Annotated in this window: 21 protein-coding genes; 15 read left to right on the top strand and 6 right to left on the bottom strand. The window is 45.2% G+C overall.

Annotated features, from left to right (window positions below; genetic code table 11):
• The first annotated feature begins 438 nt into the window (after nucleotides 1-438).
• Complete coding sequence (locus L3V30_RS08095) at nucleotides 439-1,551, top strand: NADH:flavin oxidoreductase (RefSeq protein WP_237308672.1); 1,113 nt, start codon at nucleotides 439-441, stop codon at nucleotides 1,549-1,551.
• 519 nt (nucleotides 1,552-2,070) lie between these two features.
• Nucleotides 2,071-3,456, top strand: coding sequence for an FAD-binding oxidoreductase (locus L3V30_RS08090; RefSeq protein WP_104973785.1), 1,386 nt, complete (start codon nucleotides 2,071-2,073; stop codon nucleotides 3,454-3,456).
• 105 nt (nucleotides 3,457-3,561) lie between these two features.
• Here L3V30_RS08090 and L3V30_RS08085 read toward each other — a convergent pair whose 3' ends face one another.
• Nucleotides 3,562-4,452 carry a LysR family transcriptional regulator gene (locus tag L3V30_RS08085; protein WP_237308671.1) on the bottom strand — a complete coding sequence of 297 codons (891 nt, stop codon included), beginning with the start codon at nucleotides 4,450-4,452 and terminating at the stop codon, nucleotides 3,562-3,564.
• Between the two features lie 155 nt (nucleotides 4,453-4,607).
• Here L3V30_RS08085 and L3V30_RS08080 point away from each other — a divergent pair, with 155 nt between their 5' ends.
• From L3V30_RS08080 to L3V30_RS08050, 7 genes are all read left to right on the top strand, one after another.
• Nucleotides 4,608-5,006 (top strand): RidA family protein, encoded by a 399-nt coding sequence (locus L3V30_RS08080; RefSeq protein WP_005375789.1) that lies wholly within the window; start codon nucleotides 4,608-4,610, stop codon nucleotides 5,004-5,006.
• A 72-nt stretch (nucleotides 5,007-5,078) separates the two neighbouring features.
• Entirely contained in the window at nucleotides 5,079-6,539 is a 1,461-nt protein-coding gene (locus tag L3V30_RS08075; protein WP_237308670.1) for an aldehyde dehydrogenase family protein, read from the top strand.
• A 69-nt stretch (nucleotides 6,540-6,608) separates the two neighbouring features.
• Nucleotides 6,609-7,598, top strand: coding sequence for a membrane dipeptidase (locus tag L3V30_RS08070; protein ID WP_006742451.1), 990 nt, complete (start codon nucleotides 6,609-6,611; stop codon nucleotides 7,596-7,598).
• A 110-nt stretch (nucleotides 7,599-7,708) separates the two neighbouring features.
• Nucleotides 7,709-9,310, top strand: a complete 1,602-nt coding sequence (locus L3V30_RS08065; RefSeq protein ID WP_005390956.1) for a BCCT family transporter — start codon at nucleotides 7,709-7,711, stop codon at nucleotides 9,308-9,310.
• A gap of 101 nt (nucleotides 9,311-9,411) precedes the next feature.
• Nucleotides 9,412-11,148: a hypothetical protein gene (locus L3V30_RS08060; protein WP_237308669.1), complete on the top strand. Its 1,737-nt coding sequence runs from the start codon at nucleotides 9,412-9,414 to the stop codon at nucleotides 11,146-11,148.
• On the top strand, nucleotides 11,145-11,876 hold the full coding sequence (locus L3V30_RS08055) for a DUF3726 domain-containing protein (RefSeq protein WP_104973781.1): 732 nt from the start codon (nucleotides 11,145-11,147) through the stop codon (nucleotides 11,874-11,876). Before L3V30_RS08060 ends, L3V30_RS08055 begins: the two co-directional genes overlap by 4 nt.
• A 144-nt stretch (nucleotides 11,877-12,020) precedes the next feature.
• The gene (locus L3V30_RS08050) at nucleotides 12,021-12,398 is read left to right on the top strand and encodes a nuclear transport factor 2 family protein (protein ID WP_237308668.1); all 378 of its coding nucleotides are present in this window, start codon (nucleotides 12,021-12,023) and stop codon (nucleotides 12,396-12,398) included.
• Nucleotides 12,399-12,480: 82 nt separating this feature from the next.
• Here L3V30_RS08050 and L3V30_RS08045 read toward each other — a convergent pair whose 3' ends face one another.
• Entirely contained in the window at nucleotides 12,481-13,476 is a 996-nt protein-coding gene (locus L3V30_RS08045; protein ID WP_005390942.1) for an ABC transporter substrate-binding protein, read from the bottom strand.
• Between the two features lie 141 nt (nucleotides 13,477-13,617).
• Nucleotides 13,618-15,852 (bottom strand): hypothetical protein, encoded by a 2,235-nt coding sequence (locus L3V30_RS08040; protein WP_237308667.1) that lies wholly within the window; start codon nucleotides 15,850-15,852, stop codon nucleotides 13,618-13,620.
• Between the two features lie 426 nt (nucleotides 15,853-16,278).
• Here L3V30_RS08040 and artP point away from each other — a divergent pair, with 426 nt between their 5' ends.
• From artP to L3V30_RS08015, 5 genes are all read left to right on the top strand, one after another.
• Entirely contained in the window at nucleotides 16,279-17,007 is a 729-nt protein-coding gene (gene artP / locus L3V30_RS08035; RefSeq protein WP_346014788.1) for an arginine ABC transporter ATP-binding protein ArtP, read from the top strand.
• Between the two features lie 88 nt (nucleotides 17,008-17,095).
• Nucleotides 17,096-17,839: an arginine ABC transporter substrate-binding protein gene (locus tag L3V30_RS08030; RefSeq protein WP_005390934.1), complete on the top strand. Its 744-nt coding sequence runs from the start codon at nucleotides 17,096-17,098 to the stop codon at nucleotides 17,837-17,839.
• Between the two features lies 1 nt (nucleotide 17,840).
• Nucleotides 17,841-18,530 (top strand): arginine ABC transporter permease ArtQ, encoded by a 690-nt coding sequence (artQ, locus tag L3V30_RS08025; RefSeq protein WP_237308665.1) that lies wholly within the window; start codon nucleotides 17,841-17,843, stop codon nucleotides 18,528-18,530.
• Entirely contained in the window at nucleotides 18,527-19,195 is a 669-nt protein-coding gene (gene artM / locus L3V30_RS08020) for an arginine ABC transporter permease ArtM (RefSeq protein WP_237308664.1), read from the top strand. The genes artQ and artM overlap by 4 nt, the downstream gene beginning before the upstream one ends.
• Nucleotides 19,196-19,333: 138 nt before the next feature.
• Nucleotides 19,334-19,906 carry a protocatechuate 3,4-dioxygenase gene (locus L3V30_RS08015; protein WP_012842497.1) on the top strand — a complete coding sequence of 191 codons (573 nt, stop codon included), beginning with the start codon at nucleotides 19,334-19,336 and terminating at the stop codon, nucleotides 19,904-19,906.
• A gap of 74 nt (nucleotides 19,907-19,980) precedes the next feature.
• Here L3V30_RS08015 and L3V30_RS08010 read toward each other — a convergent pair whose 3' ends face one another.
• From L3V30_RS08010 to L3V30_RS08000, 3 genes are all read right to left on the bottom strand, one after another.
• Entirely contained in the window at nucleotides 19,981-21,636 is a 1,656-nt protein-coding gene (locus L3V30_RS08010) for an ABC transporter substrate-binding protein (RefSeq protein ID WP_237308663.1), read from the bottom strand.
• A 328-nt stretch (nucleotides 21,637-21,964) separates the two neighbouring features.
• Nucleotides 21,965-22,582, bottom strand: a complete 618-nt coding sequence (locus tag L3V30_RS08005) for an OmpA family protein (protein WP_237308662.1) — start codon at nucleotides 22,580-22,582, stop codon at nucleotides 21,965-21,967.
• Nucleotides 22,583-22,587: 5 nt separating this feature from the next.
• Complete coding sequence (locus tag L3V30_RS08000) at nucleotides 22,588-23,901, bottom strand: TolC family outer membrane protein (RefSeq protein WP_237308661.1); 1,314 nt, start codon at nucleotides 23,899-23,901, stop codon at nucleotides 22,588-22,590.
• Between the two features lie 368 nt (nucleotides 23,902-24,269).
• Here L3V30_RS08000 and L3V30_RS07995 point away from each other — a divergent pair.
• The coding region (locus tag L3V30_RS07995; RefSeq protein WP_237308660.1) for a VCBS domain-containing protein at nucleotides 24,270-26,016 on the top strand (1,747 nt) is incomplete at its 3' end.

The following is a 26,016-nucleotide window of genomic DNA, read 5'->3' as shown; positions in this document are numbered from 1 at the left end:
AAAAAGTATAAACAGCGCAATAACTCTATTTGCCATATGAAAATTCAATATCGATAGTTTGTAATGTAAACATTTTTTGGGGGGGGGGGGGAGTGCTAGTTCCCATGGCAGCATACAAACTAACAATGTGAATGTTTGAGTTGAATCACCAGCTAGCGAAATACAAAAGTTTTACGACTGAAAGTGGGTGAGGAAGCATCTTAACTCCAGTGAAATGAACACGATTAAGAATCATCCTTTTACATAATCTAAAAACTCACTAAACCTTAACCCAGATTAAAGTTTTGTCGTCTCCGAGGCATTAAGGTGCGCCTGTAGTTTGCAGGTCTCACGGATTCAGAGAAGGAACAGCCATACGTTGGGTATCGCTGTTCCTTTTTTGTTCTTGGTTACTTGGGAAAAGATAGAACCATAAAGACAACATTAAGAGGACTGGTTTTGAGCATTTTGTTTTCCGAAGCCCGCATTGGCAACATGACCCTAAAGAACCGTTTTGTGCGCAGCGCAACGTGGGAGAACATGGCGACCGAAGATGGCCACATGACGGATAAGCTTTACGATATTTACGAAGAGTTGGCGAAAGGTGAAGTGGGTCTAATTGTTACTGGTTATGCCAATATCGTGGAAGAAGAGAAACCCAACGCTGGGATGATGGGGATCTACAACGACTCTTTTATTGAAGAATACAAAAAGCTAACAGAGCTAGTACATCAACACGATTCTAAAATCGTAATGCAAATTGCTTACGGTGGAACCAAAACCACCTATAACGTCGGTGAGCGTGTCATCTTTGCTCCGAGTGACGTGCCTGAGCGTGGCACGAATACGCAAGGCAAAGTGATGACTAAGGACGAGATCGATTACATCGTAAAGGCATTCGCATTGGCGAGTAAACGTGCTCAAGACGCTGGTTTTGACGGCGTAGAGATTCATGCGGCACACACTTACTTAATTAACCAGTTTTTAAGCCCGTACTATAATCGTCGCGAAGACGAATACGGTGGTGGCTTAGAAAATCGCATGCGCTTTCTTTTAGAAATTTATTCTGAAACCAGAAAGCTGGTTGGAAGCGAATTTCCCATCCTCGTTAAACTGACGGCAACAGAGTTCTTTGACGGCGGTTTAACGTTCGATGAAACTCGCGTCGTTTGTAAGAAACTCGAAGAAGTGGGCGTTGATGCGATCATCGTGTCTGGCAATATTCACGGCAAAGCAAACGAGCTTGTTGGTGAAATGTTCGATGGTTACACACTAAAAGAAGAAGGCTATTTTCACGAATATGGGCACGTGATCAGTCAGGACGTTAACATACCGGTGATTACTGTCGGCGGATTGAGTGACATTGATGCGATTGAGAAAATTGCAGAAAACACAGATATCCAATTTTTCGCTGTGTCACGTCCTTTATTGGCTGAGCCTCAGTTAATAAAGCGCTGGAAAGAGGGTAATCGAGCGCCAGTGGATTGCGAGCGCTGCTCAAAATGCCGAACCAAACGTGGTAACTTTTGCGTGGTGTATAAGAACCGAAATCGTCGTAAACAACCCACCTAAAGTGGCGGTATGTCATTGATAAATAGCGCAATAGTCTTCTAAAGCACTAAGAAGGCTATTCAATTTAATTCAATATCACTGCCTCTAACGGCTATTCACTATTCGCAGTCCGAAATATTTTTATAATCCTATTTAATTGATAAATAAAGGTAATATAATTAATTATTAAAAATATTAATTATAAGACAAAGTTTCATATCTGAAACTAAATTGCATTCTAAACTTACAATGAACTTATTAATAATTAGGTGCGAGTGTCACGCAGGGTAAAGAATACAGAAGGTGCTTTGAGGTGCGGTATCATTGCGATAACTATCTGATTTTTTATAACTGTGTTTCAGCTTTATCGAACCCAAGAGAGTAAGGGAATTTGTGACCCTACGGTATCGTTACTGTGGGGCCTTGTTTATTTGCTGAAAATAGCTACTCAAACGTCACGTTTAATTGTGAGGGACTTGTATTAGCTTGTCGTTGCATTGTGCTTTGCAAGCCTCATGTAAAACGTGAGAGGCAACTAATATGAATAGTCTAGAAAATGCAACCATTGAACACTTCAAAAATCAATTTCAGGGTGATGTTGTTTTGCCCGGAGATCCTACGTACGACGAAGTTCGTCAAATCTGGAATGGCATGATAGATCGCAGTCCCGGTGTTATCGCTCGATGCAAGTCTGCCGATGATGTCGTGATGGCGGTTAACTTTGCTCGGGATAACAATCAGCTACTTTCGGTCCGAGGTGGTGGGCATAATATTGCGGGCAATGCGGTTTGCGATCATGGTGTGATGATCGACTTGTCGCTTTTGAATCATGTTCAAGTGGACGAAAGCGAAAGAAGGGCTTTTGTTGAACCTGGCTGTACGTTGGCTGATGTCGATGAGGCCACACAAAAATATGGATTAGCAACGCCTGTCGGCATTAATTCAACCACGGGAATTTCGGGGTTAACGCTTGGTGGTGGTTTTGGTTGGTTGAGCCGAAAATATGGTATGACGATAGACAACTTGGTCTCTGCAAATGTCGTAACTGCAGATGGTCGTCAACTGCTCGCGAATGAGACAGAAAATGCCGATTTATTCTGGGCGTTACGTGGGGGCGGCGGTAACTTTGGTATCGTTACGCGTTTTGAATTCCAGCTACATCCTGTCGGTCCAGAGGTGTTAAGTGGTCTCATTGTCTTTCCATTTGAGCAAGCGAAATCCATTATCACCCAGTTTGCGAAATTCACTGAGTCGGCCCCTGATGATCTAAGTGTCTGGATGGTGAGTCGGAAAGCGCCGCCACTCCCATTCTTACCTGAAAGCGTTCACGGAAAAGAAGTGGTTGTACTCGCGATATGTTATGCGGGTGACCCGGCTGAAGGTGAGAAGTTAATTGCACCGTTGAGAGAGTTTGGTGATGCACATGGTGAGCATGTTGGTGTACAGCCATTTGCGGCGTGGCAGCAAGCGTTTGATCCATTGCTTACTCCGGGCGCACGTAACTATTGGAAATCGCACAATTTTAACTCGCTAAGCGAAGGTGTGATTGATGCGGCGATAGAATACGCAGGTAAGTTACCATCGCCTCAGTGTGAGATTTTTATCGCCTCTCTTGGCTGCGCTGCCTCTAGACCTGAGCCTGAGTCTATGGCTTATTCTAGCCGTGATGCAAACTATGTATTAAATGTGCATGGAAGATGGGATTTAGCAGAAGATGATGAAGCTTGCATCAGCTGGGCAAGGGAATTTTTTGCCAAGACTAAGCCCTATGCAAGTGGCGGAGCGTATATTAATTTCCTTACACAAGACGAAGCTGAACGTACAGAGTCTGCCTACGGTCCAACCTTTGCGCGTTTACAAGCAGTGAAGAAGAAGTTTGATCCAAATAACTTGTTCAGAATGAATCAGAATATCAAGCCAGAATAAGTGCAATAAGAGCGTCGTCATTTCATATGACGGGAGCTGTCACTTAATATCAAATAACAGTGGCTCTAAAATCTAATGGAGCCACTGTTAGCTAAAACCTTCGAACTACGTCTCTTCATCTTGATAGTTTAGATAACGTACACACAAATCATGAAACGCTTTAGCTTGAGGCGAGATCGTGCGGTCGGTCAACGTAAAGATACCAATTTGCCTTTCAAGTGGAGGATCGATAAGCGGGATCCAAACCAAGCGTGTTTCATTGGTTGGGAAAGCAAGCTTCGGTAGGGTCGTGACACCAATCCCAAGTTCTAAGACAGAAAACAGCGAAGTGATATTCTCGACCGAATAGAGCGCTTGCTCACTCAGTGCTCTGGCTGGGGTTGGATCGAGAAGCGTACAGGTGCCGTTACGAATAAAAGGTTGTTCGAGCAAAGTTTGCCACTTGATTCCCTCTGTTTTATTGGCAATAGGGTTATCATTTAAACACACCACGCCAATGGGGTCGGACAACAGCGGTGTAAAGTCAATGCCGCCCTCATCAAGGTGAGAGGGGTTACCGAGCGCCAAGTCGACTTCACCGGAGAGTAAGCGAGCCTCGACGCCCGCTGCGTTATCATCGATCAAGCTTACTTCTACATTTGGATACTGCTCGCAAAAGGCACCCAACACGCTCGGGATGAGTTTCGCTGCAACAGAAGGAACGCTCGCAATTCGCACTCTCCCTTGCTGTCCGGCCGCGGCAGCTTTGAGATCGTTGTCCAGCGCACTGTAGATATTGAGAAACTGAACCACCTTGGGCAAACAAATCTCACCAAAAGGCGTTAATTTGGTTTTGTTGCCGGGCTCAAACAGCGTTTGTCCTAGCATTTTCTCTAGCTCTTTTATCGACGTGGAGAGCGCAGCCTGAGATCGATTTGCACGATGTGAAGCGGCTCGAAACCCACCTTCCTCGACTACCATCACAAAATGCATTAATTGTTGAAGCTTAATACTCATCCCTAATGCCTCTTAATCCCTTTATTTACGTTATTCTCAATGAGGTGATAAGTTTTATTTATCAAATGTAAAAAATTTACCGTTAGATTTATCGCCTGTCAATGTGCATCATTTAACTACATTGAAACAAAGCTGTTACAAAGGTTGAAAGGCACGTGAATACTCCTACTAAAAAACATCCAGTAAAAACCAGTCTATTTGCTTCTAAAGCGCCGCTTGAATGGGCGATAGTCAACAACGGAACCCTGTATACGGCTCAAATTCCTATTGATGACACAGGTGCGGTTGTGGAAGGCGGCATCGAAGCACAAACACGTCAAACCTTTAACAATCTCATTCACACCCTGGAGTGTGCAGGGGAGTCTTTGGACTCTGTATTGCAGGTCCTGATTTACGTGACCGACAGAGAATACTTAAAAACCGTTAACCAAGTGTACGCGGAATATTTTGAAGCGCCGTACCCAAATCGCGCCGCCATGGTGGTTGCAGGGTTAGCACGAGAAGAAATGTTGGTGGAGTTTGTCGTCTACGCGTCGGCAAGCCAACCAGAATAAATCCAACAAGAATAATTGAGATCAGTGAGTGGGTGGCTTGCCATCACAAATCGGAAGAATAAGGAAAGAACAATGACTTTTATTAACAATGTTCAAGCAGAAAAATCCCTCTACATCGCAGGTGAGTGGCATTCAGGCATGGATACCATCGCTAATATTAACCCTTCTGATATCAGTGAAAATATTGGTGATTTTGCTCAAGCGAGTGTGTCGCAAGTAGAGCAAGCGATTCAAGCGGCTAAATCAGCGCAGCCAGAGTGGGAAAAAACACCAATCGAGCGCAAACAAGCAGTGCTGCAAGCGATTGGTGATGAGCTCATTGCACGATGTGACGAATTGGGTACCTTGCTTTCGCGTGAAGAAGGCAAGCCATTTGCTGAAGGTCGAGGTGAGATTTACCGTGCCGGCCAATTCTTCCAATACTTTGCTGCTGAGGTACTGCGTCAAATTGGCGATAACGCTGCTTCCGTCCGTCCAGGTGTCTCCGTTGAAGTTACTCGCGAAGCCGTCGGCGTTATCGCCATTATCTCTCCTTGGAACTTCCCAACAGCAACAGCGGCTTGGAAAATCGCGCCAGCACTTGCGTTTGGCAACAGTGTCGTCTGGAAGCCTGCCAACCTAACTCCAGCAAGTGCCGTTGCACTGACTGAGATTATCCATCGCCAAGGTTTACCTGCTGGCACGTTTAACCTCGTTTTGGGTAGCGGTTCGCAAGTTGGTAATACCCTTATCAATTCGAAAGATGTGAACGGCGTGAGCTTCACTGGTTCTGTGGACACAGGCCGTAAAGTAGCGGCGGCAACGGCACCAAACTTTGTGCGTTGTCAGCTAGAGATGGGCAGCAAAAACGCGCTCGTAGTGGCAGATGATGCAGATATTCAAATTGCCGTTGAAGCCACAATCGCAGGCTCATTCTCGGGTGCAGGTCAAAAATGTACCGCGTCTTCTCGTCTTGTGGTTATGGACGGAATTCACGACGCGTATGTTGAAGCGCTAATCCAACGCATGAGCGAATTGAAAGTGGGTCACGCACTGGAAGAGGGCGTATTTATGGGCCCTGTTGTTGATGGTAACCAGCTGAATGCGAACTTTGAGTGGATCGAAAACGCACGCCAAGCAGGCGCGGAGCTGGCTTTTGGTGGCGAGCGTCTGAGCCTAGAGCATGACGGGTACTACATGTCACCAACCCTGTTTTTGAACACACAAAACAACTGGGAAGTGAACCAAGAAGAAGTCTTTGCACCAATGGCAAGCGTGATTCGCGTTTCTGATCTGGATGAGGCAATTGCGGTCGCGAACGATACGCGCTTTGGCCTGACAGGCGGCATTATCACGCAAAGCCTGCGCAATAGCGCGATCTTCAAACAGCAAGTCCAAACGGGCTGCGTCATGGTTAACTTGCCAACTGCGGGTACAGATTATCACGTCCCATTTGGTGGCCGTAAAGAATCTAGCTTTGGCCCTCGTGAGCAAGGTCAGTACGCCAAAGAGTTCTACACCGTGGTGAAAACCGCTTATCAGCGCCCTTACTAAGAACAGCAGGGTAGCTGATGGTGTCAGTTACCCAAACTAAAAGGCTAAGAAATTGTTTAAGGAGTGGTTATGTACCAACAACGGATTGTGATTGACGGATTGCAGTACTGCAATTGGGATCGAGAGTATTTCCAAACGCTTAAGGCGAGTGGCATTACCGCCGTTCATGCCACCATCGTCTACCACGAAACTGCGCGCGAAACCTTAACGCGTTTTGCTGAGTGGAACTTGCGCTTCGAGCAAAATGCGGACCTCATCATGCCTATTTATTCAATGGCAGATGTAGAAAAAGCCAAAGCAGAAGGCAAAGTCGGCATCTTCTTCGGCGCGCAAAATTGCTCACCGATTGATGATGAAATTGGCTTGATTGAAGTGATGCGCCGCCAAGGTCTGCTGATCATGCAACTGACCTACAACAACCAAAGCTTACTGGCGACAGGTTGTTACGAACAAAACGATTCCGGCGTAACTCGCTTTGGTAAGCAAGCGATTGAAGAGATGAACCGAGTCGGGATGATCATTGATATGTCCCACAGCGCGGAGCGTTCAACGTTGGAAGCTATCGAGCTCTCTTCGCGTCCAATTTGTATCAGCCATGCTAACCCGACGTTTGCGCATGACGCACTGCGCAACAAGTCCAACACCGTGATCAAAGCACTGACGGAGCGCGGTGGTTTGATTGGATTCAGTTTATATCCGTTCCATTTGCCAAATGGCAGCCAGTGCACGCTGGATGATTTCTGCCAGATGGTTGCGAAAACCGCAGACATGTTTGGCGTTGACCATTTAGGTATCGGTAGCGATTTGTGCCTAAACCAGCCTCAACAAGTGTTGGAGTGGATGCGCAACGGTCGTTGGTCAAAAGCGATGGATTACGGCGAAGGTTCAGCAAGTAACTCGGGATGGCCAGATGCGCTGCCATGGTTCTGCGGCAGTGCAGGGATGGAGAACATCTACAACGGATTAATGCGTCACGGATTCAGTGAATCTGAGGCAGGAAAAATATTGGGTGAAAACTGGTTCAACTTCCTTAAAGAAGGATTAGAGCCTATTTCATAGCATTCCCAAAATTAGGAACCGCCTGCCAACATAACAACAATACGGCAGGCGTAAAACTCACATTTTGTAGCCAGTCTTTGGCAGCTGCAAAGAACCTCTGGAGTCAGAGTATGTCTGATTTAACCAATAGCATGAAAGCTTCCACGATGAGCGTGTCATCGGGCAAGTCAAAAGCAACACACAACACATCAACAACAGAAAACACGACGGACAAATTGGGACTGAATAACCCGGCTTTTTGGTATAGCGGTGGTTTTATCGCGTTGTTCGTTGCTATTGCACTTTATGACGGCGAGCTATTATCTACGATCGTTAACGCCGGCTTTGGCTGGGCTGTGCAGGTGTTTGGTCCTTACTGGCAGTTACTGCTGCTTCTCACTTTTCTTATTGGTCTTGGCTTGGCTGCAGGGCGAACAGGCAAGGTGATGTTGGGCGGGATTGCTAAACCAGAAATGGATTCTTTCCGCTGGATGGCGATTATTTTCTGTACCTTATTGGCTGGTGGTGGTGTTTTCTGGGCCGCGGCTGAGCCTATAGCACACTATGTTAGCCCACCCCCTTTATACGGCGCGCAAGATAACCCGCAGCAAGGTGCGGTGAATGCGTTGTCGCAATCCTTTATGCACTGGGGATTTCTGGCTTGGGCGATTGTAGGTAGCTTAACTTCCATCGTGGTGATGCACCTGCATTACGACAAAGGTTTGCCACTAAAACCCCGTATTTTGCTTTATCCAGTGTTGGGCGAACGAGCGCTTAAAGGCCAGCTTGGTGCATTGATTGACGCATGCTGCATTATCGCGGTAGCCGCGGGCACCATTGGTCCAATTGGGTTTCTGGGCTTGCAGGTTAGCTACGCGTTAAATGCATTGTTTGATATTCCTGATGGCTTTACCACTCAGCTTATTATCATTTTGTTTGCGATTGCGCTTTACACCTTGTCAGCGCTCAGTGGATTGAGTCGAGGCATGCAACTGCTTAGTCGTTACAACGTGATTCTGGCAATGGCATTGATGGTTTACATCCTGTTTTTTGGCCCTACGAATTTTATCTTTAACGGATACATTCAAGGTGTAGGGAGCATGCTGGATAACTTTATCCCAATGGCGACCTATCGCGGTGACGAAGGTTGGCTAAGCTGGTGGACAGTATTTTTCTGGGGCTGGTTCCTTGGTTATGGTCCGATGATGGCAATCTTTATTGCGCGTATTTCTCGTGGTCGCACTATTCGCCAAGTTATTTCCACCATCAGCATTGTTGCTCCGCTCACCACCTGTTTTTGGTTCACTATTGTAGGCGGCTCTGGCCTAGCGTTTGAAATTGCTGAACCGGGTAGTGTGAGTGCGGCGTTTGAAGGCTTTAACTTGCCAGGTGCTTTGCTTGCGGTGACTCAGCAACTACCAATGCCAATGCTGACTTCGATTCTATTTCTGATTTTAACCACGATCTTCATCGTCACGACGGGCGACTCAATGACCTACACAATCAGTGTCGTGATCAGTGGTGAAACGGAACCGAATGCGATCATCCGTACCTTCTGGGGCGTAATGATGGGTGTGACAGCATTGATCCTGATTTCCCTTGGCTCTGGTGGCATCTCTGCACTGCAATCTTTCATTGTGATTACTGCGGTTCCGGTTTCTCTGATTCTGTTGCCGTCACTTTGGAATGCACCGCAAATCGCAATCAAGATGGCGAAAGAGCAAGGGTTATAACAATTATCTAATTCAAACAACGTGGAGCTTGTGCGGGTGTTTTCCTCCTGCATCCGCACAAACCCTAGTATTCTTACAATAACAAATAGGTGGTGAGCAAAATGGATGCACATCGTTCTACTTATACGGAAGCAACTATGCGCGATGCAGCGATTGTCATGGCAGCCGAAAGGCTTGGCGCAATGCACCAAAACCGAATCAGCTTTGTTCGTAGTCTGATTCGTAATATGGCAAGCCAAAACTGGCAAGTAACCAAGCATGAGTGGCAACTTTGTCCGCGTGGTTATGGTCACGTTATTTACAAGTTGACCACGCCAGAGCACGTTTATCATTTGGTGGTGTTCTGTGATGAAATTGCTGATGACGAGCGTAATGACCGCGTCATTGCTGAAAAGTGGGACGTCACATTCGCACTGGTTCAAGGCGATGTTGATGTTACTTTGTTGGAAAGATTGCGAGCAAATGTACCGCTTCAAGAAGCGGGACGTAATCCAAACAACGTACTTGTTCTGGCTCGCGCAAACAAAAGCGTGCGTGTGTTTGAACACATTGTTAGCGCCCTTTCTCAAGGCAAGCAGCCCGAGCCAAAAGAGCTGGCGGAAGTGGGTTATATCCTGCGTACCACAGCTGTTTATGGGAACGGCAAGTTTGGCATCGCCGATTTCAAACTGCTAGAGAACAACTCAGATTTCAGCCAGTCTTTTAGTGCGCAAATGTGCGCAGTATATATGTTGCGTGAATTCAGCTTGGATTGGGTGCACTACCTAGCACTTCAACAAGGTGGAGACAACGCGGTGGCTTTGCATCGTGGCTTGCAGCGCTACCTTGGTGTCGGCAATGCTACTGGCTTAGGCATGGCTCCATACTTGATTAATCACCCGTGTATTGTTGACCAATGGATGACCTCTCGCGAACGTGCGGTAGCGCGAGTCTTTGCGATGCCGTGTGAAGCGTCGTTCCATGCTCCTTTGCAAGGATTGCTTCAAAAAGCACAGCGTCATTTAGAGCAAGTCATCACCATCAATGAACATCAAGACAGGCTCAATTATCAAGCGATAGCAGACATCAAACAACTGCTATCGGAGCTAACAACGTTAATGGCATCACATCCGAACTGGGCGAGTTTGGTCGAGCATAAGAAAACAATGAGTGTGGAAGCCCAAGAAATCCTCACTTCTTGCTTGATCGAACTCTACCCATCTTTGGTGGACGAATTTGCCAGCCAAATGAATACGGATGAAACGTTATCGATTCCGGGCGGGAAAAAGATCCATGACTTACTTGAGGTGCTGCAAAGCAAATACCGCTGGGCGATTAATGCGGATTACTCACTAGCCGAGAACAACTACTGGTTCTGGTATCGCTCACAAGACAAAGAAGAGCCAAGGCTTGGTGTTCGTGGGGAAGAGGCAGGAGAAGAAAAAGAGCTGCCGCTTGATATCGGCAGACAAGTGAATCGCTTGTACCACGCCTTGCTTGGTTGTGATGAAGAAATGTCCGTAGCGGAGTTTTTGTTGCAGAACCCGACTTATCGTTCGATCACACGTCGTGTATGGACGTTAGGTAACCGAGCAATGGGTGATATTCAAATGAACGTGCTACGCCAAGATGCACTGCCAATGCACTTATTGCGCTGTAAGTTGGCTATCTTTGGTGCGACTAAATTTGATCCACGCTCGGATCGTTGGGTTCGAGTAACCTTCTTCCAGGGCGCGCCGCTGTTAGATGAAATTCACGATCCTAAACTGGCAGACACATGGATTTTTCCAAGCATGCCGGAACGAGAAGAAATCGCACAAAGTGACAATCAAAAAATCAACGGAGGATTTGCATTATGATCGTCTCTCACAACGAATTGGTGGCCGCGGTTAATAAGGCATTTCTTGGCATGCGCCGTCACTGTGGTGAGGCGGATGTCATTGCGAACATGGTGGCGGACTTGCAAATGGTTGGCTTGCACGGGGTGCGTCACTTTAATAACGCCAGCCTGTTTCTTGGGTTAGATTCGGACTGCGCCGTATCGGTGACCAACAGCACGCCATCGAGTATCGAGATGGATTTGCACAATGGCAGTGTGGCGTGTCACTTACCCGCCGTGTTGGATTTCGCACTTGAGAAAATGATCAACAGTAAGTCGATTACTATCACGTTGAAACAGTGCCATAACCGTTGGCTAGGTTTTAGTGAGTTGTTGAAGCTCTCTGCAAAAGGCATTGCGTGCCGTGCACAATGGGTCAATGGCTCTAGTCCAAAACGAACGCTTTATGTGTTAAATCGTGGACGAATCGCGCCAGAAGTCTTTTTCTCGGATCAGTTTGATGGGCATGATACGGATTTGCATAGTATGGTTATCGAACTCTCTGTGAACGATTTCGATATCGAGAAAAGCGCACAAGGATACACCATTCACATTGAAGGCGATGAGTTAAGCAACACGCAACAAGCCTCTTGGCAAAATGGTATTTTTGTCGAAGACCAAGAGTGGGAAACACTGAAACAAACCGCAACCGCGTTGCTAGTGGAGAACAGTGAGCGTTCCATGCAGGGTGCTGGTGGTGTGGTTTAAGCTCTGAAGGGACAGTGATTCCAAGTTTCAAGTGATGAAGGCTGCGGTTTAGCGGCCTTTTTTGTGCGCGATGTTCGGTCACTTCTTAGGTTCTAAGGCTATGATTATCGTTAAATACCAAGTAGAGCGACATAGGGAAGAAAAATGGACCTGCAAGAGAACAAAAGAAATGCCATTGCGTTTTACGAAACCGCCTATCGAGGTAATCCAAAAAAGGCAGTTGAAGACTACGTTGGCGATGAGTACATTCAGCACAATCCATTAGTTGGAAATGGCCCCGAGGCTTTTATCGAGTATTTTGAGCGGATGCAAAACGAGTATCCCAATAAAGACATTACGTTTGTGCGAGCCATTGCTGAAGGGAATTTGGTGGCACTACACACTCACCAAACATGGCCTAATGATATTGAATACGTGACGATAGATTTCTTTCGTTTTGATCATAATGGGAAAATCGTCGAACATTGGGACGCTCTGCAAGAGATTCCTAAAGAAACATTGAATGGTCACACCATGTATTAACGAATCGTTGATTAGCCTCCAATACTATTTATTCAAACGATATGGGAGGCTAAATTATTTGGTACGAGTTAGACGTCAATCACTAGAGCGCTTTTTCGATCTTCATCGCTACGTCTTCAGATACCCAACCTTTCCATAAGTCAGGGTAGGTATTAAAGAAGTAAAACATCGCTTCTTCACCATCTGCGTAGTTATCTTCCATCCAGGCCAGCATTTCACTCATTTGCTCGTTGGTAAATCCGCGTTTCTGCAAGTACGCGAATGCTTGGGGTTCTTTGTTCGCAAACGCCTCAGTTGTTACTGTGCGAACTGGAGAAGGTGGGTACATTGTTACTTTGGGAGAAGTACAATCAGGCTGGGTGGTACAGTTGCGATACTCTTCCAAATCTGTTCCGCTACCAAAATCCACTTTGACCATATCATACTTGCCCAATACGGGTGTTGGTGACCAGTAGTAACCAAACCAAGGCATTTTGCGATCATAGGCTTTGGCGATGGTGCCAGCTAATGCTGCGCCAGAGCCTGGGTCAACCATCTCAAAGCCGTGCTCACTTAACCCTAATGCATTAAACAAGTGACCGGAGGTGATTTGGCATGTCCAACCAGCAGGGCAGCTATAAAAGGCGAACTTGTCATCATCCTCAGGGTGTTCAAACAGCTTGGCGTGTTTAATGACGCCTTCTATCGTCGCGAGCTCTGGATACTGTTTTACCAGATAGGCGGGAACCCAAAACCCTTCTTCACCGCCATTGACAAGCGACTCACCAGCGATGCGCAAGCGTTTATCAGCAATGCCTTTATCAAGCGCTTCTTTAATGCCGTTTGTCCATAACTCTGGCGCAACGTCAGGTTGTCCCTTTTCAATCATAGAGGTGCCCGTAGGAACGCTATCACCAGGGATCAATTCCGCATCGCACTGGTAGCCTTCATTTAAGACAAATTGGTCGATGTGCGCCATTAAGCTGGCCGAATTCCAATTCATATCCGCGATGGTTATTTTTCCACATTCATCCGCATTTGCATGAGTTGATAATGCTGATAGCAGCAGAACAGAGAGCATTGAAGGTGTGGTCTTCATGTGACTGAATTTCCTTGTCGTTGTCATTTACTTCAGTATATACATCGGTTTATAAAGATTCAGTGAACAAGGTTTTTTCAGTGACGTTAAGCATAAAAACGGCGATTTATGAAGCGTTGAGTGAGAGTGTTTGAAAGGGAGTTAATACAGCAAGAACACCCCTTCGTAGCCGCCGAGCTCAATGTGAGAAACATAGTCGCCGATGTTACCGTCTTGATCTACAGGTCGCATAGACTCTGGAAGTGCGATAGTTATCTTCGGTGAGGAGAAATAATCGATATTCTTGCCAAAGAAATCAGTCCGATACAGCACTCGGCCTTTAGTAAATTCGCGAGCTAACACCATCTCCGTAGGGCCATGCATCACTACCGTATCTTCTGAGCGATACGCAAAGTACGTATGGGTTGGTAACAAATCGATAGCGCCATTAGGCAAGTCAGGATGAGCCACTTTGCTCATAGAAGCATCTCCAATCACCGTGTAATCGGCGGAATAGGGCGTGCTGGTGGACATCATTAGCGGAGTCGCCTGATACCCATCTGGGATTTGATTGGCCGGCGTACCTAAATCGATGGCAAGCAAGGTGCTAGGTTGATAAGCAATATTCTTTGGTACGCCTGCCTTCCAGAAGTTGTTACCGGTGGTGTTATTGCTTCCATATACGTAACCATTATTCCACTGACTAAAGTAACTGCGCTCAGGGTGATAGTTTAAGTAGAACACCGCTAGTGCAGAATATTGGTCCTGCTTCCAATTGTTTTGTGTGTTACCAAAGTATTGAACGCGACCATAACGCGTTGTTGCTTGATAAATCACTTTCTGGCCAACTTTGGCGAGAGCAGAGTTATCCCAAAACTTAGCCAAGCCAGCATAGCCACTAAAGCCGGTAGAAGGGAAAAGGTAGTGCTCGCGCAAGTACAAGGAGCCAGCGTTAACCAAGTGGTTTTGCCCATTACGGCCGAATAAGTTTGCCGTACCTATGTTGAGGCCAATTAACGCATCTTCATCCAGCGTTGCCAGTTTATTCAAGAACGCCGAGAATTGCGCTTTGTATGCATCATCAGCGGCTTGGCTTCCCGCCAACAAACCAAGCTCATCCACCCCACCACCGGAATAAACGTAGAACTGATTTTCTCCGAGTAACTTATTCGTATCGTCGTTGTACGCACCGTTTAAACCTTGTTTCGCCCATTCAGCTTGGTAATAGTGGTGTATTGCGTTGGCAAGATCGGGATTGCCGAGGTTGGTTAATGCCCAAGAAGAGGTTTGATTCCACATGCGACCAAATGGAATAACGCGTGACTCCCAACGAAATCGTGCGGTTGCATTCTTATTTGAGCGGCTCTTGAACTCTTGCCAAGAAAGATAATTATCTTGGTTTCGATCGGCTGATTCGTCAAAACCTCGAATTTGTCGCCAGCGCTGAATGGTTTGACCTTCAGGTGTCTCCGTTGGTGCTCCTGAGACATTGGCGACAGGGAAGCTATCTTTGAGTTGAATGTTTTCGAGGCGTGGGCGGTTTTCTATGTTGTCGTCATGCCAAGTAATTTTCGCAACGTAAAGGCGGCCGCCGTCGCGTAAAAAAGTGGACCCAAAATACTGACCGCCACCATAGGTTTGTCCGCTACCATCGTGTGTCGTAGCGCGAACCCAATCCGAAGGAACAGACCAGTTTACCGTTTGGTTTTTAGTCATGTTCTCAGTCTTGTCTTTTCTAATTGCGAAGCTTTTCCATTCTGTTACCAGACCAAACGAATCGATGGCAGAAGGGTATTCAATTATGAAGTTGCCACCTTGAGCAAACTGGGAAAACGTAAGGGTTAAGCGGTCGAACTTCTCTGAGTGATAAACATAGAGGGCACCACCATTATTCGTCTGACCGAATACATCAGCATCCCATGGCGGTGGTTGATATAGCCAAAAACCGGCGTGGTCAGCACTAGCCGTATAACCAACAATCATCGGTTTTCGATTGAGTAGAGTATTCTCGCCATGGCTTGAGTCGACTTCAGCTAGGATAGTGTCTTCCGAAAAATGAAGAAAAAAGTCCTCATAATCGATGTTATTTATTTCTGCTTGGTTACGTATATCGTTTTCCAGCCAACCTGAGTTAAGTTCCAGCTTTTGGTTGTACATGTAACCAAGCGCTTTTACACGCTCGTTATCACTCTTATTTTCGTAAGCTCCAAACACGATATCGGCATTATCCAACTCCCATTCAAGTGCAGCCGCAGCAGAGATAGGCTTATCTTGAAGATCAATACCCTGTTCATGCAATCCAGGTAACACGATTGCTGTTCTACTCCAAACGCCGGGTATAGAAAGCAAGCTCAGAGAAGCGAGTGTAACGAGAGAAAAACAATGCGACTTCAACATGGAGTTATCCCATTAATACTTAGATGACTCAAATTAAGAGTCAGATACAAAGAGAAATTATAGTCCATTCGCGAAGTCGTAATCTGGCCCCTACCATAGAGGACTTTACAGGAAAACTAACAGGGGATGCTGTGCAAAAATGAGCGGGTGTGCTTGGAATAGAGTATCCTCATCGACTCAAAACTTCCTCTACACGTCAGCACAAAAGTAACCACCATTTTAACCTTGTTTCGGTCGTCACCATGTCGTTGGATTTTCTTCAACAAATTCAGTTAAAACTCACTCTTCAAACCAGTCAGATACTCTGTCTTGGTGGTTTCTGATCATACAAAAAATTAACAAATTAAATTTTTATACATTTTTATTGCATAAAAAGTCCAATTGAGTAATATAAATACCAAGTGACAATTAATGCGGTATGTCAGCATGACTATTCAGGTAAGCGGAATCAATAAATCCTACGGTGAGACACAAGTGCTTCACGATGTCAGCTTTAAGTGTGAAAGCGGCGAAACACTGGTGTTACTCGGTCCGAGTGGTGCAGGGAAGAGCTCTCTACTACGTGTTCTTAACCTTCTTGAAGGAGCGGATAACGGCCAGTTAAACATCGCTAATGACGCATTCGACTTTTCAACTGAAATCAAAGAGAAGCAAGGTTTAGCGCTTCGTCGTAAAGTGGGCATGGTGTTCCAACAGTACAACTTATGGCCGCACATGACAGTGATGGATAACCTGATTGAGGCTCCGGTAAAAGTATCTGGCATGGATAAAGAAGAATCGAAGAACCAAGCAATGCAAATTCTCGCAACGCTGCATTTGGCAGATAAAGCGGATGCATGGCCGATGCAGCTTTCTGGTGGTCAGCAACAACGTGTGGCGATTGCTCGTGCATTGATGATGAAACCGGAAGTCTTGCTTTTTGATGAACCGACCGCTGCGCTTGATCCGGAAATTACTAACCAAGTCGTTAAGATTATTAAAGATTTAAGCGAAACTGGCATCACCCAAGTCGTAGTAACGCATGAGGTCGATTTTGCTAAAAAAATCGCTAGCCACGTACTGTATCTAGAAAAAGGATACATCGTCGAGCACGGCACAAATGATTCGTTTTCTAACCCGCAAACCGCCCAGTTTGCCGACTACCTAAATCACTAAATTACGTTTTTAACGTTCAGTCTAATTAACAGATAAGCTCGGCTGTCATTGCGAGTGTCAGCCCACTAAGTACACACGGAGTATTGCAATGAAAAAGATTCTACTAGCTTCACTAATCGGCCTTTCTTCTGCAACTATGGCAGCAAACGCAGCAGCACAAGAAGAGATCAAATTCGCGATGGAAGCGACGTACGCACCATTCGAATACATGGATGAAAACAACCAAATCCAAGGTTTTGACGTGGATCTGGCGAACGCACTATGTAAAGAAATGGAAGCCAAATGTACCTTCCATAACCAATCTTTTGACAGCCTGATCCCTGCATTAAAATTCAAACGTTACGATGCGGCTATCTCTGCAATGGATATTACTGAGGCGCGTTTGGAGCAAGTGAATTTCACGAATGCATACTATGAGAACTCAGCAGCGTTTGTTTCTATCAAAGAAAAAGTTGCTGATCAAAAAGCACTAGAAGGTAAGCGCGTTGGTGTTCAAAACGGTTCAACACACCAAAGTTACCTGATTGAGCAAATGCCGGGCGTAACCGCGGTTCCTTACTCTAGCTACCAAGACGCATTCATCGATATGAAGAACGGTCGTATTGATTCTGTATTCGGCGATACAGCTGTCGTAGCTGAATGGTTCAAGAAAGAAGACAATCTAGCATACGTGGGCGAGCACGTAACCAACCCTAAATACTTCGGTAACGGTTTCGGTATCGCAGTAAACAAAGGTAACGACGAGCTAGTGAACAAGCTGAACACGGCACTGAAAACAGTGAAAGCGAACGGCGAATACGACGTAATCTACAACAAGTACTTCGGTAAGTAATATGGCACTAACGGGTTACTCTTTATCGCTTGTTCAAGCTAGTTGGATGACTGTCCAGCTAGCCTTCACAAGCCTTTTAGTCGGTTTGATTCTGGCAGTGGTATTCGCCAGTGGTGAAATGTCTCGCCGCGTTTTCGTTAAATGGCCAATGACGGCATTTGTGACGATTGTGCGTGGCTTGCCAGAAATCCTTGTCGTGTTGTTCATCTATTTTGGTTCGACGCAGGTTCTGTTTTTAATCACCGGCGACTTTATTGAAGTTAGCCCGTTCTTGTCTGGCGTGGTGGCGTTGTCACTGATCTTCGCTTCTTATGCTTCTCAAACTCTACGTGGCGCGTTAAAAGCCGTTGGAAGAGGGCAGAGAGAAGCAGCAAGTGCACTTGGCATCAGTCAGGCACATGCTTTCGTTCGCATTGTTTTGCCACAAGCAGTAAGACACGCGCTACCAGGTTTAACTAACCAATGGTTGGTTCTGTTGAAAGATACCGCGCTTGTATCACTGATTGGCGTAACGGATTTGTTGAAACAAGCGCAGCTAACGTCGGCAGCGACGCATGAAGCTTTTACATGGTACGCAACCGCTGCGGCGATTTACCTAGGCATCACTTTGATTACACAACGTGCCGTCAAACTGATTGATAAGAAGTTCTCAATTCAAGGCATGAGAATGGGACAGGAGGCAACCGCATGAACGAACAATACGTTTGGCAAATGCTGAATGGCTTGGGCACTAGCCTCCAATTGACCGCCGCTTCCTTGGTTGTGGGCTGCCTCTTAGCTCTGATGATGACGCTGACTCTGATCCTACGTACTCCGGGTTTGCATTGGGTAAGCCGTGGCATCATCACCTTGTTCACTGGTACGCCTTTATTGGTACAGATCTTCTTGGTTTACTACGGTCCGGGTCAGTTTGATGCAGTGAGAGAAAGTGTTTTTTGGACATGGTTAAGCCAACCTTGGTTCTGTGCGATGTTAGCGTTAGCGCTTAATACCGCGGCGTACAGCACTCAGCTGTTTAAAGGCGCGTTTAACGCGATTCCTTCTGGTCAATGGCAAGCGTGTCGAGCTCTAGGGATGAACAAAACCGCAACGCTAAAAGTGCTGCTGCCATACGCTATTCGTCGTGCCGTTCCGGCTTATTCGAACGAAGTGATTTTAGTCTTCAAAGGTACTTCACTAGCAAGCACGATTACGATCATGGATCTGATGGGTTACGCGCAGCGCATTAACGCACAAACTTACGATACGTTGACGGTATTTGGTATTGCAGGCGCATTTTATTTAACCGTAAATGGTTTGCTCACTCTTATCTTCCGTCAGGTAGAGAAGAAAGCACTAGCCTTTGAAGCCGTTTAATTATTAGTAGCTAATTTGTAAATGCCTCTGTTCAGCGTTGCCCTGAACAGAGGCATGTTTGTTGTAGTGTACTGCTACGCTGGAAAAATCATCAAGAATCACCAAACTTAAGTAAGGTAAACAATCACTGGTGATGATATGGAACGTCGACACTTCTTAGCTTTATGGTCGCTAATATTTGCGCCTTCGCTAAAATCCGCTAGCCCAATGAAGCCGACACCGCCTCAAACGGAAGGGCCATTTTATCCCGTGGTTCCAGTGCCACTTCGTCAAAATTTGATTTTGCAGTCGAAAGGTCTTATTGGTGAGCCCATTTTTCTTCAGGGTAAGGTAATGGATACAGCAGGAAACCCATTGTCTGAAATGAAAATAGAAATATGGCAATGTGATGGACAAGGCATCTATGATCACCCGAATCAACCTAACAATAATAAGTTTGATCCTCACTTTGCAGGCTTTGGTGCAGTTTTAACTGGCGAAGATGGGAATTACCTTTTTCAAACGTTATTTCCGGTTCCATATAGCTCTCGACCTCCCCACATCCACGTAAAATTGTGGCGTGGAGAGAAAGAGCTGTTAACGACTCAGCTTTATTTGAAAGGGCGAACTGGTAACGAGTGGTGGGGCGGAAAAGCCCGTGATTATTTGCAGTTTGAGCCTGTCAACATTGATGGTCGTGTGGTCGGTGAGTTCAATTTTGTGCTCGCTTAGTACGATTAAGCGTTATTTTGAAAACTTACATCGTAGATTACCAAAGTAATTAGCAAACAGAAGCTTCTAACAGATTAGTCTTGTCCGGCTCTGACTCTTAGTTTGTAGAAATCACTGTACCCAGATTTACGGAGTTGAACACCGCTTACACCTTTCGCTCTGGTGATTTTTTCTTGCCCCCAGAACAATGGTAAGATTGTTGTATCATCTCTGAGCTCTGAGAGTATTCCCTCCAAACGTTTTTCAGGCGTGGGATCTGAGACTGCATCGTGTACGTGATTAACATGCTGTTCAAATTCATCAGAGTGAAGAGCAAATCGAATACCTGTACCTGTTAATAGCCACTCATAAATTCCATAGGTTAAAGGTGGCTCAATGACATCTTCGACAAAGAGCAAGTCGGCTTGTTCTTTTACAAGTTGAGGATTACTAGCGTCAGTTAGCTCCACAAATTCTACATGCAACCCAGTTTGACGGATTAAATCTACGATCCATTGGTTCGCTTTACTTAAATAATCAATCGTCCACTTTGGATGGGTTATGACCAACGTTCCCTCAAGCCGAGGAATATTCTCGTTGTGAGAGTTATCATCGAGAATGTGCATCGTTTCCAAGCCATTCGCTTTGGCAAATTCAAATCTACGACTCTCGATAAAAGAAAATAGGCGCTGCCAAGTTTGCTCGCTTAGTGAGCACTCGGCTCGACGATTACGTGCTAGAAAAGAAAATGCCTGAATCATATAACATTCGGTATCGTCAGTTTCCTGATTATAACTGATGTATTGAGCCAGCTCAGTCCCTTGATGAGAGAGCGTGATTTGCTCCAATAATGCCTTTTTTGCGAAATAGTTATGATGTTTCTTCAGTACTATTTTGTCGGTATCCCAATGCCTAAGTACAAATGGGCCAGTACCTATTGTGATACTGCGACCTTTAAAGCTCTTCTGACGTCGAGTAGTGATAGACGCATTTGCGGTTGCTAAGCAGTAAATGAATAAGTTATTAGGCTGCTTTAAGTCAATACGTATAGCTTGTTTGGCATTATCGAAGCTGATACGAGTGACTTGCTGAAGTAATTTTTGGACGGGGCCATCTGTTGTAACGAGCTTATTTAAAGAGTGTACGACATCTTCTGCTTGTAATGGTAGCCCATCGTGACAGTAGATATCAGGGCGGAGCCAAATATATATACAACTGCCTTCATTTTTGTACTCACAAGCGAGGTGATTTTTTAATTGACCGTGGTGATCAACGGTAAATAGGGTGTCATACAAGCTGCGTATTACCTGCAGTTCTGAAAAGCGATAAGTCAGTGAAGGGGTTAGCTCATCTACCCAAGGATACTGGCTGACGATGAGTGTATTTGAATCTTTGTTTTCTTCTGAAACTTCTGCGAGTGCTTGGCTAAGTGCGCTTACAGCAGTGCTACGGTAATGCTCAAGTAACCTCGAGATGACGTCAAAGCTACCATTGTTGATTTCATTACGAATCGTAAAGTAAAGGGCTTGATGTATTGTTACCGTCACTTTTAATGTGCTGGCTTTCCCACGGCCACGACCTGGCTCCCAATGGATCCAATTGTAGCTGTCAAGTATTCTCAGTATATTAGATATGTTGCGTCTAGAAGTTGAAAAAACCAGTTCTAAATCGTCGAGGTTTACCTGATACGTTTGAGAGTGTTTGTAATGTTTTAATAACTGGCTCAATCTACGAAGACATGTTTCTGTCATGTTTTATTATGTTTCCTCAATAGATGATTGATTTATTAAAGCTATATAATAAATTGATTTCATATTGTGGTGAAGAAAGGTGATTGCTTAAACCCCTCAGTGTTATTGATTGGCTTATCTTCTTCCCATTTAAAAGTATTGGTGGTTTTCATTTTGACTCTAATATATTACTACTAATATAGAGCAAAGGCTCACTTTTAATTTTTACTATAATATTAGTGAGTTATGATTAATGTTAGTGTTTGTTTTATTAGTTGTGTCTAATTAGTTGGGCGTAATGACATAAAAATACCCCCACTCATCTATGCAAATAAGCAGGGGTATAAGTTTATTTTACTTCTGGGAAGGTAGTGAATATCGTCCACTCATCTTTAACCATCCCTTGCTGGCCGACAACAGTGGCAGTAACGCGGCGGTTTAATGCGTGGCTGACACGATCCATACCCGGCTCTGCTAACTGTGTGTCGCCAAAAGCAATAATTGCGAGGCGGTCACCCGGGATTCCCTTTTCTATCAATAGATTGCGTACATTCTCTGCACGATGGCGAGATAGGTTTAAATTATAGTCTGCGCGTCCTACCTTACTTGCGTATCCTTGTATCTCTATAGAAGTGGTTGGATACTTTTTAAGAAATGCAGCCAACTCATCTATCTTGTTTTTAAAAATTTGGTTAATAAGAGCAGAGTCATTATCAAACAAAATCTTAAGTTGGTATTGCTCTTCTTTATGCAAATAGGTTTCACAACCATCATTGTCCACTTCTGCCCCTATTGGAGTGCTTGCGCAAAGATCACGAGCGTTTATCACACCATCTTTGTCCAAGTCGTTTAGGTCAGCAATCTGATTCGCCTTTGGTATAGGAATGTACGTCAGCTCATCTTGTGCGTATGCACTATGATGACTCATTATGATTAAAGCCAGAGTGATTAGAAGGTTCTTTTTCATTGTATTTAGTACTCCACCGATTGAGTCCACGCTTCCGGTATGTCGACGCGCAATGCGTCTAAAAGTTGCCCGGTTGAAGTCAGGGTTCGATATTGTGCGTATTGCTGCGCGAATTGTGTTTCTAAGTAGTTTTTGCGTGATTCAAACAACTCGTTTTCAGTGTTCAGCAGATCAAGTAGGGTGCGCTTTCCAATACGATATTGTTTTTGGTATGCAATAACGGTGTTTGACATGGAATCAACGTGTTGTATTAAAAAAGACTTTTGTTGTTTAGTCAGCTCAAGAGCGCTCCAAGAAAGGCGGAGCTCTTGCTCTACACTTCGGTATGCTCGCTCTCTGAGGTCTTTCGCTTTATTGAGTTGGTAGGCCATACTGTCACTGTTTGCAGAGTCTCGGCCACCGTTGTAAAGGTTGTATCGGACACGGAGCATTGCTTGTGTTTCAGAGTTGAGACCATTTACTCCTCCTACATCATCGTTCCAGCTTTGTTTCGCTTCAAATGAGATGACTGGGAAATAGTTTGCATCTGCTTGTTTATATTGAAACCTGGCAGAATCGACATCTGCGAGTGCTATTTTTATGACAGGATGATTGTCAAAAGCCTGCGATTGGGCCTCGTCTAGAGAATTGGGGATAAAGTTTTGGTCTGCGTGCGGAAAAATAAGGTTAGTTGGTGCTTCACCAACTAAGCGAAAGAATGCTGTTTGAGCGTCTTTATGGTTATTTTGTGCAGCTAAAACATTACTTTGAGCTTTTGCTAAACGAGCTTTAACCTGGTTAAGGTCGGCAACTGAGCCAATTCCTGACTCTGTACGCTTTTTAATATCAGTATAAATTCGCTTATGTGTGTTTAGGTTGCTAGTGGAAAGCGCAGTCAGCTTTTGTGTTTTTACTACATCCAAATAAGCTTTGATGACTTCTAACGCAACATTTTGGGCATCTGCAAGCAACTGATAACGCACAGACTCTGCATCTGCAGAGGTACGATCAATGTCATATAGGGTTTTTGACCCATCCCAGATCAACTGGGTAAGAGTAATTGCCATATCTTTGCGGGTCATCTCGGTATCACTCTTACCAGTAGAGTCGGAAGGGTGAATGCTCTCGTAACCGATACCCGTGTCAATATCGAGACTAGGTTTATATGCTCCACGTGATTTATCGATAATATAACGACTACTCATATACTCGTTAAACGCACTTTTGATATCAGGGTTCGTTGCAAATGTTGTCGCTATTGCTTGTTCTAAAGTTTGTGCGCTAGAAACCAGTGGTATTAGCAAACCAAAACACGCGATACTAATATTACTTAGCTTCACTAAAATCTCCCCAAATAATTTAACGCCAGTTATTTTTCAAAAATAAACATTAAAGATTACTAATATTACCCAAGGCAAACGTTTCCTTTTGTTTGCTTTTTTGGAATGTAAGCTGCTATTTCAATGAAAATTTAATGACAAGTTTAAAGAATATTAAAAATAGGTCGCATAACATATGTTTTTACGGTGCAAAATAAAACAAATTTAAAACATGAAAATTATTGATAGGATAATTGCGTGTTTTAGATGGGTTAATTGATGCTAGCTTACGCCCAATTGTGTATATCGCTTCTTGAAAATAAGTCTTATTACTTTCTTAGTTTTATGGACTTTGAGATTTTTGTATTTACTAAATGAGGTATAAGCTCTTGGTTGGACCATCAAAATTAACCGCACAAACCTATGTTGTAATCGGCCTAGATGGTCAAATTAAAGCTTTTGCGTCTAAAGAAAACTTGTTACCGGGAGAAGTGGTCGTTGAATTAGTAGAGGGGAAGATCCAACCTCAGCATGTATATATTGCTGACACAGGAGGTGAAGCTCAAACTGATTCTACCGACAAGCTAGCGAAAATATTAGAGGCCATCGAAAAAGGGCAAGACCCGAGCGAACTAGGTGATGAATATGCTACTGAAGCTGGTGAAGTTACGGGTTCAAGTTTGACGGCTTCTGGTACTGTTGAACGAACGGGGGCAGAAGTACTAGCAAGTACTTTTTTTGAAACCGCCGGCGTGACGACAGAGCAAAGTACAACGCTATTTAATATTTCTCGATTCACAACCTCAGAGCTTGGTGAAACTGAAGCGTTGATTGATGGTGAAGATAGAGGTGCCGTTCAAGAAGACGTGACGCTTGGAACTTCTGGCAACCTCAGTGTTACTGATCCAAATACAGGTGAAGCGTTATTCCAATCACAGAGTGAGGTTCAAGATAGTTATTGGGGCGTCTTCTCAATTGATGCTTTCGGTAACTGGAATTATCAGCTGAATAATGAGCACGAAGAAGTGCAGGCTTTGGATCATGACAGTGACCCAATCATCAGAAGTATTACCGTTTTATCTGTAGATGGCACTGAGCATGAAGTTGTGATCTCTATTACGGGCACTGAAGATGCGCCAGTCGTGACGGGCACGTTCACGGGCAAGGTGACTGAAGGTAATCTCGGTGATGTCGCGACCGCAACAGGTACCATTACTATCTCTGATGTTGATAATGGCGATGAGCCAGTGTTCAGCAACACTGCCGTTACGGGCACCTATGGTGAGTTGGTATTGGTGGATGGAAAGTGGACGTATACGCTGGACCAAAGCCAGGTTCAACAGCTGAACGAGGGTGACCAGGTACAAGACACCATCACTCTCACTTCGACCGATGGCACCCAACAAAACATCGTGATTGATATTACGGGCACCGAAGACACGCCAGTCGTGACGGGTACGTTCACCGGCAAGGTGACCGAAGGCAACCTCGGTGATGTCGCGACCGCAACAGGCACCATCACCATCTCTGATGTTGATAACGGCGACGATCCGATTTTTGCAAACACCACCGTTACGGGCACCTATGGTGAGCTGGTATTGGTGGACGGGCAGTGGACGTATACGCTGGATCAAAGCCAGGTTCAACAGCTGGACGAGGGTGACCAGGTACAAGACACCATCACTCTCACGGCGACCGATGGCACCCACCAAAACATCGTGATTGATATTACGGGCACCGAAGACACGCCTATTGTTGACGGTACGTTTACCGGCAAGGTGAGCGAAGGCAACCTCGGTGATGTCGCAACCGCAACAGGCACCATTTCTATTTCTGATGTTGATAATGGCGACGATCCGATTTTTGCAAACACCACCGTTAAGGGCACCTATGGTGAGCTAGCATTGGTGGACGGGAAGTGGACGTATACGCTGGACCAAAGCCAGGTTCAACAGCTGGACGAGGGTGACCAGGTGCAAGATACCATCACTCTCACGGCGACCGATGGCACCCAACAAAACATCGTGATTGATATTACGGGCACCGAAGACACGCCCGTTGTGACGGGCACGTTTACGGGGTCGGTGACCGAAGGCAATCTCGGTGATGTCGCGACCACAACAGGTACCATTACTA

Source organism: Vibrio sp. A1-1, from assembly GCF_021728175.1.
Classification (GTDB): Bacteria; Pseudomonadota; Gammaproteobacteria; order Enterobacterales; family Vibrionaceae; genus Vibrio; species Vibrio diabolicus.
Note: the sequence above shows the minus strand (reverse complement) of the source record. Positions and strands in the feature narration are given on the sequence as shown.

What these genes read in the sequence shown, in the direction of transcription:
- L3V30_RS08090 (WP_104973785.1), top strand. Translation starts at nt 2,071, where the DNA reads ATGAATAGTCTAGAAAATGCAACCATTGAACACTTCAAAAATCAATTT.
- L3V30_RS08085 (WP_237308671.1), bottom strand. Translation starts at nt 4,452, where the DNA reads ATGAGTATTAAGCTTCAACAATTAATGCATTTTGTGATGGTAGTCGAG.
- L3V30_RS08075 (WP_237308670.1), top strand. Translation starts at nt 5,079, where the DNA reads ATGACTTTTATTAACAATGTTCAAGCAGAAAAATCCCTCTACATCGCA.
- L3V30_RS08070 (WP_006742451.1), top strand. Translation starts at nt 6,609, where the DNA reads ATGTACCAACAACGGATTGTGATTGACGGATTGCAGTACTGCAATTGG.
- L3V30_RS08065 (WP_005390956.1), top strand. Translation starts at nt 7,709, where the DNA reads ATGTCTGATTTAACCAATAGCATGAAAGCTTCCACGATGAGCGTGTCA.
- L3V30_RS08060 (WP_237308669.1), top strand. Translation starts at nt 9,412, where the DNA reads ATGGATGCACATCGTTCTACTTATACGGAAGCAACTATGCGCGATGCA.
- L3V30_RS08055 (WP_104973781.1), top strand. Translation starts at nt 11,145, where the DNA reads ATGATCGTCTCTCACAACGAATTGGTGGCCGCGGTTAATAAGGCATTT.
- L3V30_RS08050 (WP_237308668.1), top strand. Translation starts at nt 12,021, where the DNA reads ATGGACCTGCAAGAGAACAAAAGAAATGCCATTGCGTTTTACGAAACC.
- L3V30_RS08045 (WP_005390942.1), bottom strand. Translation starts at nt 13,476, where the DNA reads ATGAAGACCACACCTTCAATGCTCTCTGTTCTGCTGCTATCAGCATTA.
- L3V30_RS08040 (WP_237308667.1), bottom strand. Translation starts at nt 15,852, where the DNA reads ATGTTGAAGTCGCATTGTTTTTCTCTCGTTACACTCGCTTCTCTGAGC.
- artP (WP_346014788.1), top strand. Translation starts at nt 16,279, where the DNA reads ATGACTATTCAGGTAAGCGGAATCAATAAATCCTACGGTGAGACACAA.
- L3V30_RS08030 (WP_005390934.1), top strand. Translation starts at nt 17,096, where the DNA reads ATGAAAAAGATTCTACTAGCTTCACTAATCGGCCTTTCTTCTGCAACT.
- artQ (WP_237308665.1), top strand. Translation starts at nt 17,841, where the DNA reads ATGGCACTAACGGGTTACTCTTTATCGCTTGTTCAAGCTAGTTGGATG.
- artM (WP_237308664.1), top strand. Translation starts at nt 18,527, where the DNA reads ATGAACGAACAATACGTTTGGCAAATGCTGAATGGCTTGGGCACTAGC.
- L3V30_RS08015 (WP_012842497.1), top strand. Translation starts at nt 19,334, where the DNA reads ATGGAACGTCGACACTTCTTAGCTTTATGGTCGCTAATATTTGCGCCT.
- L3V30_RS08010 (WP_237308663.1), bottom strand. Translation starts at nt 21,636, where the DNA reads ATGACAGAAACATGTCTTCGTAGATTGAGCCAGTTATTAAAACATTAC.
- L3V30_RS08005 (WP_237308662.1), bottom strand. Translation starts at nt 22,582, where the DNA reads ATGAAAAAGAACCTTCTAATCACTCTGGCTTTAATCATAATGAGTCAT.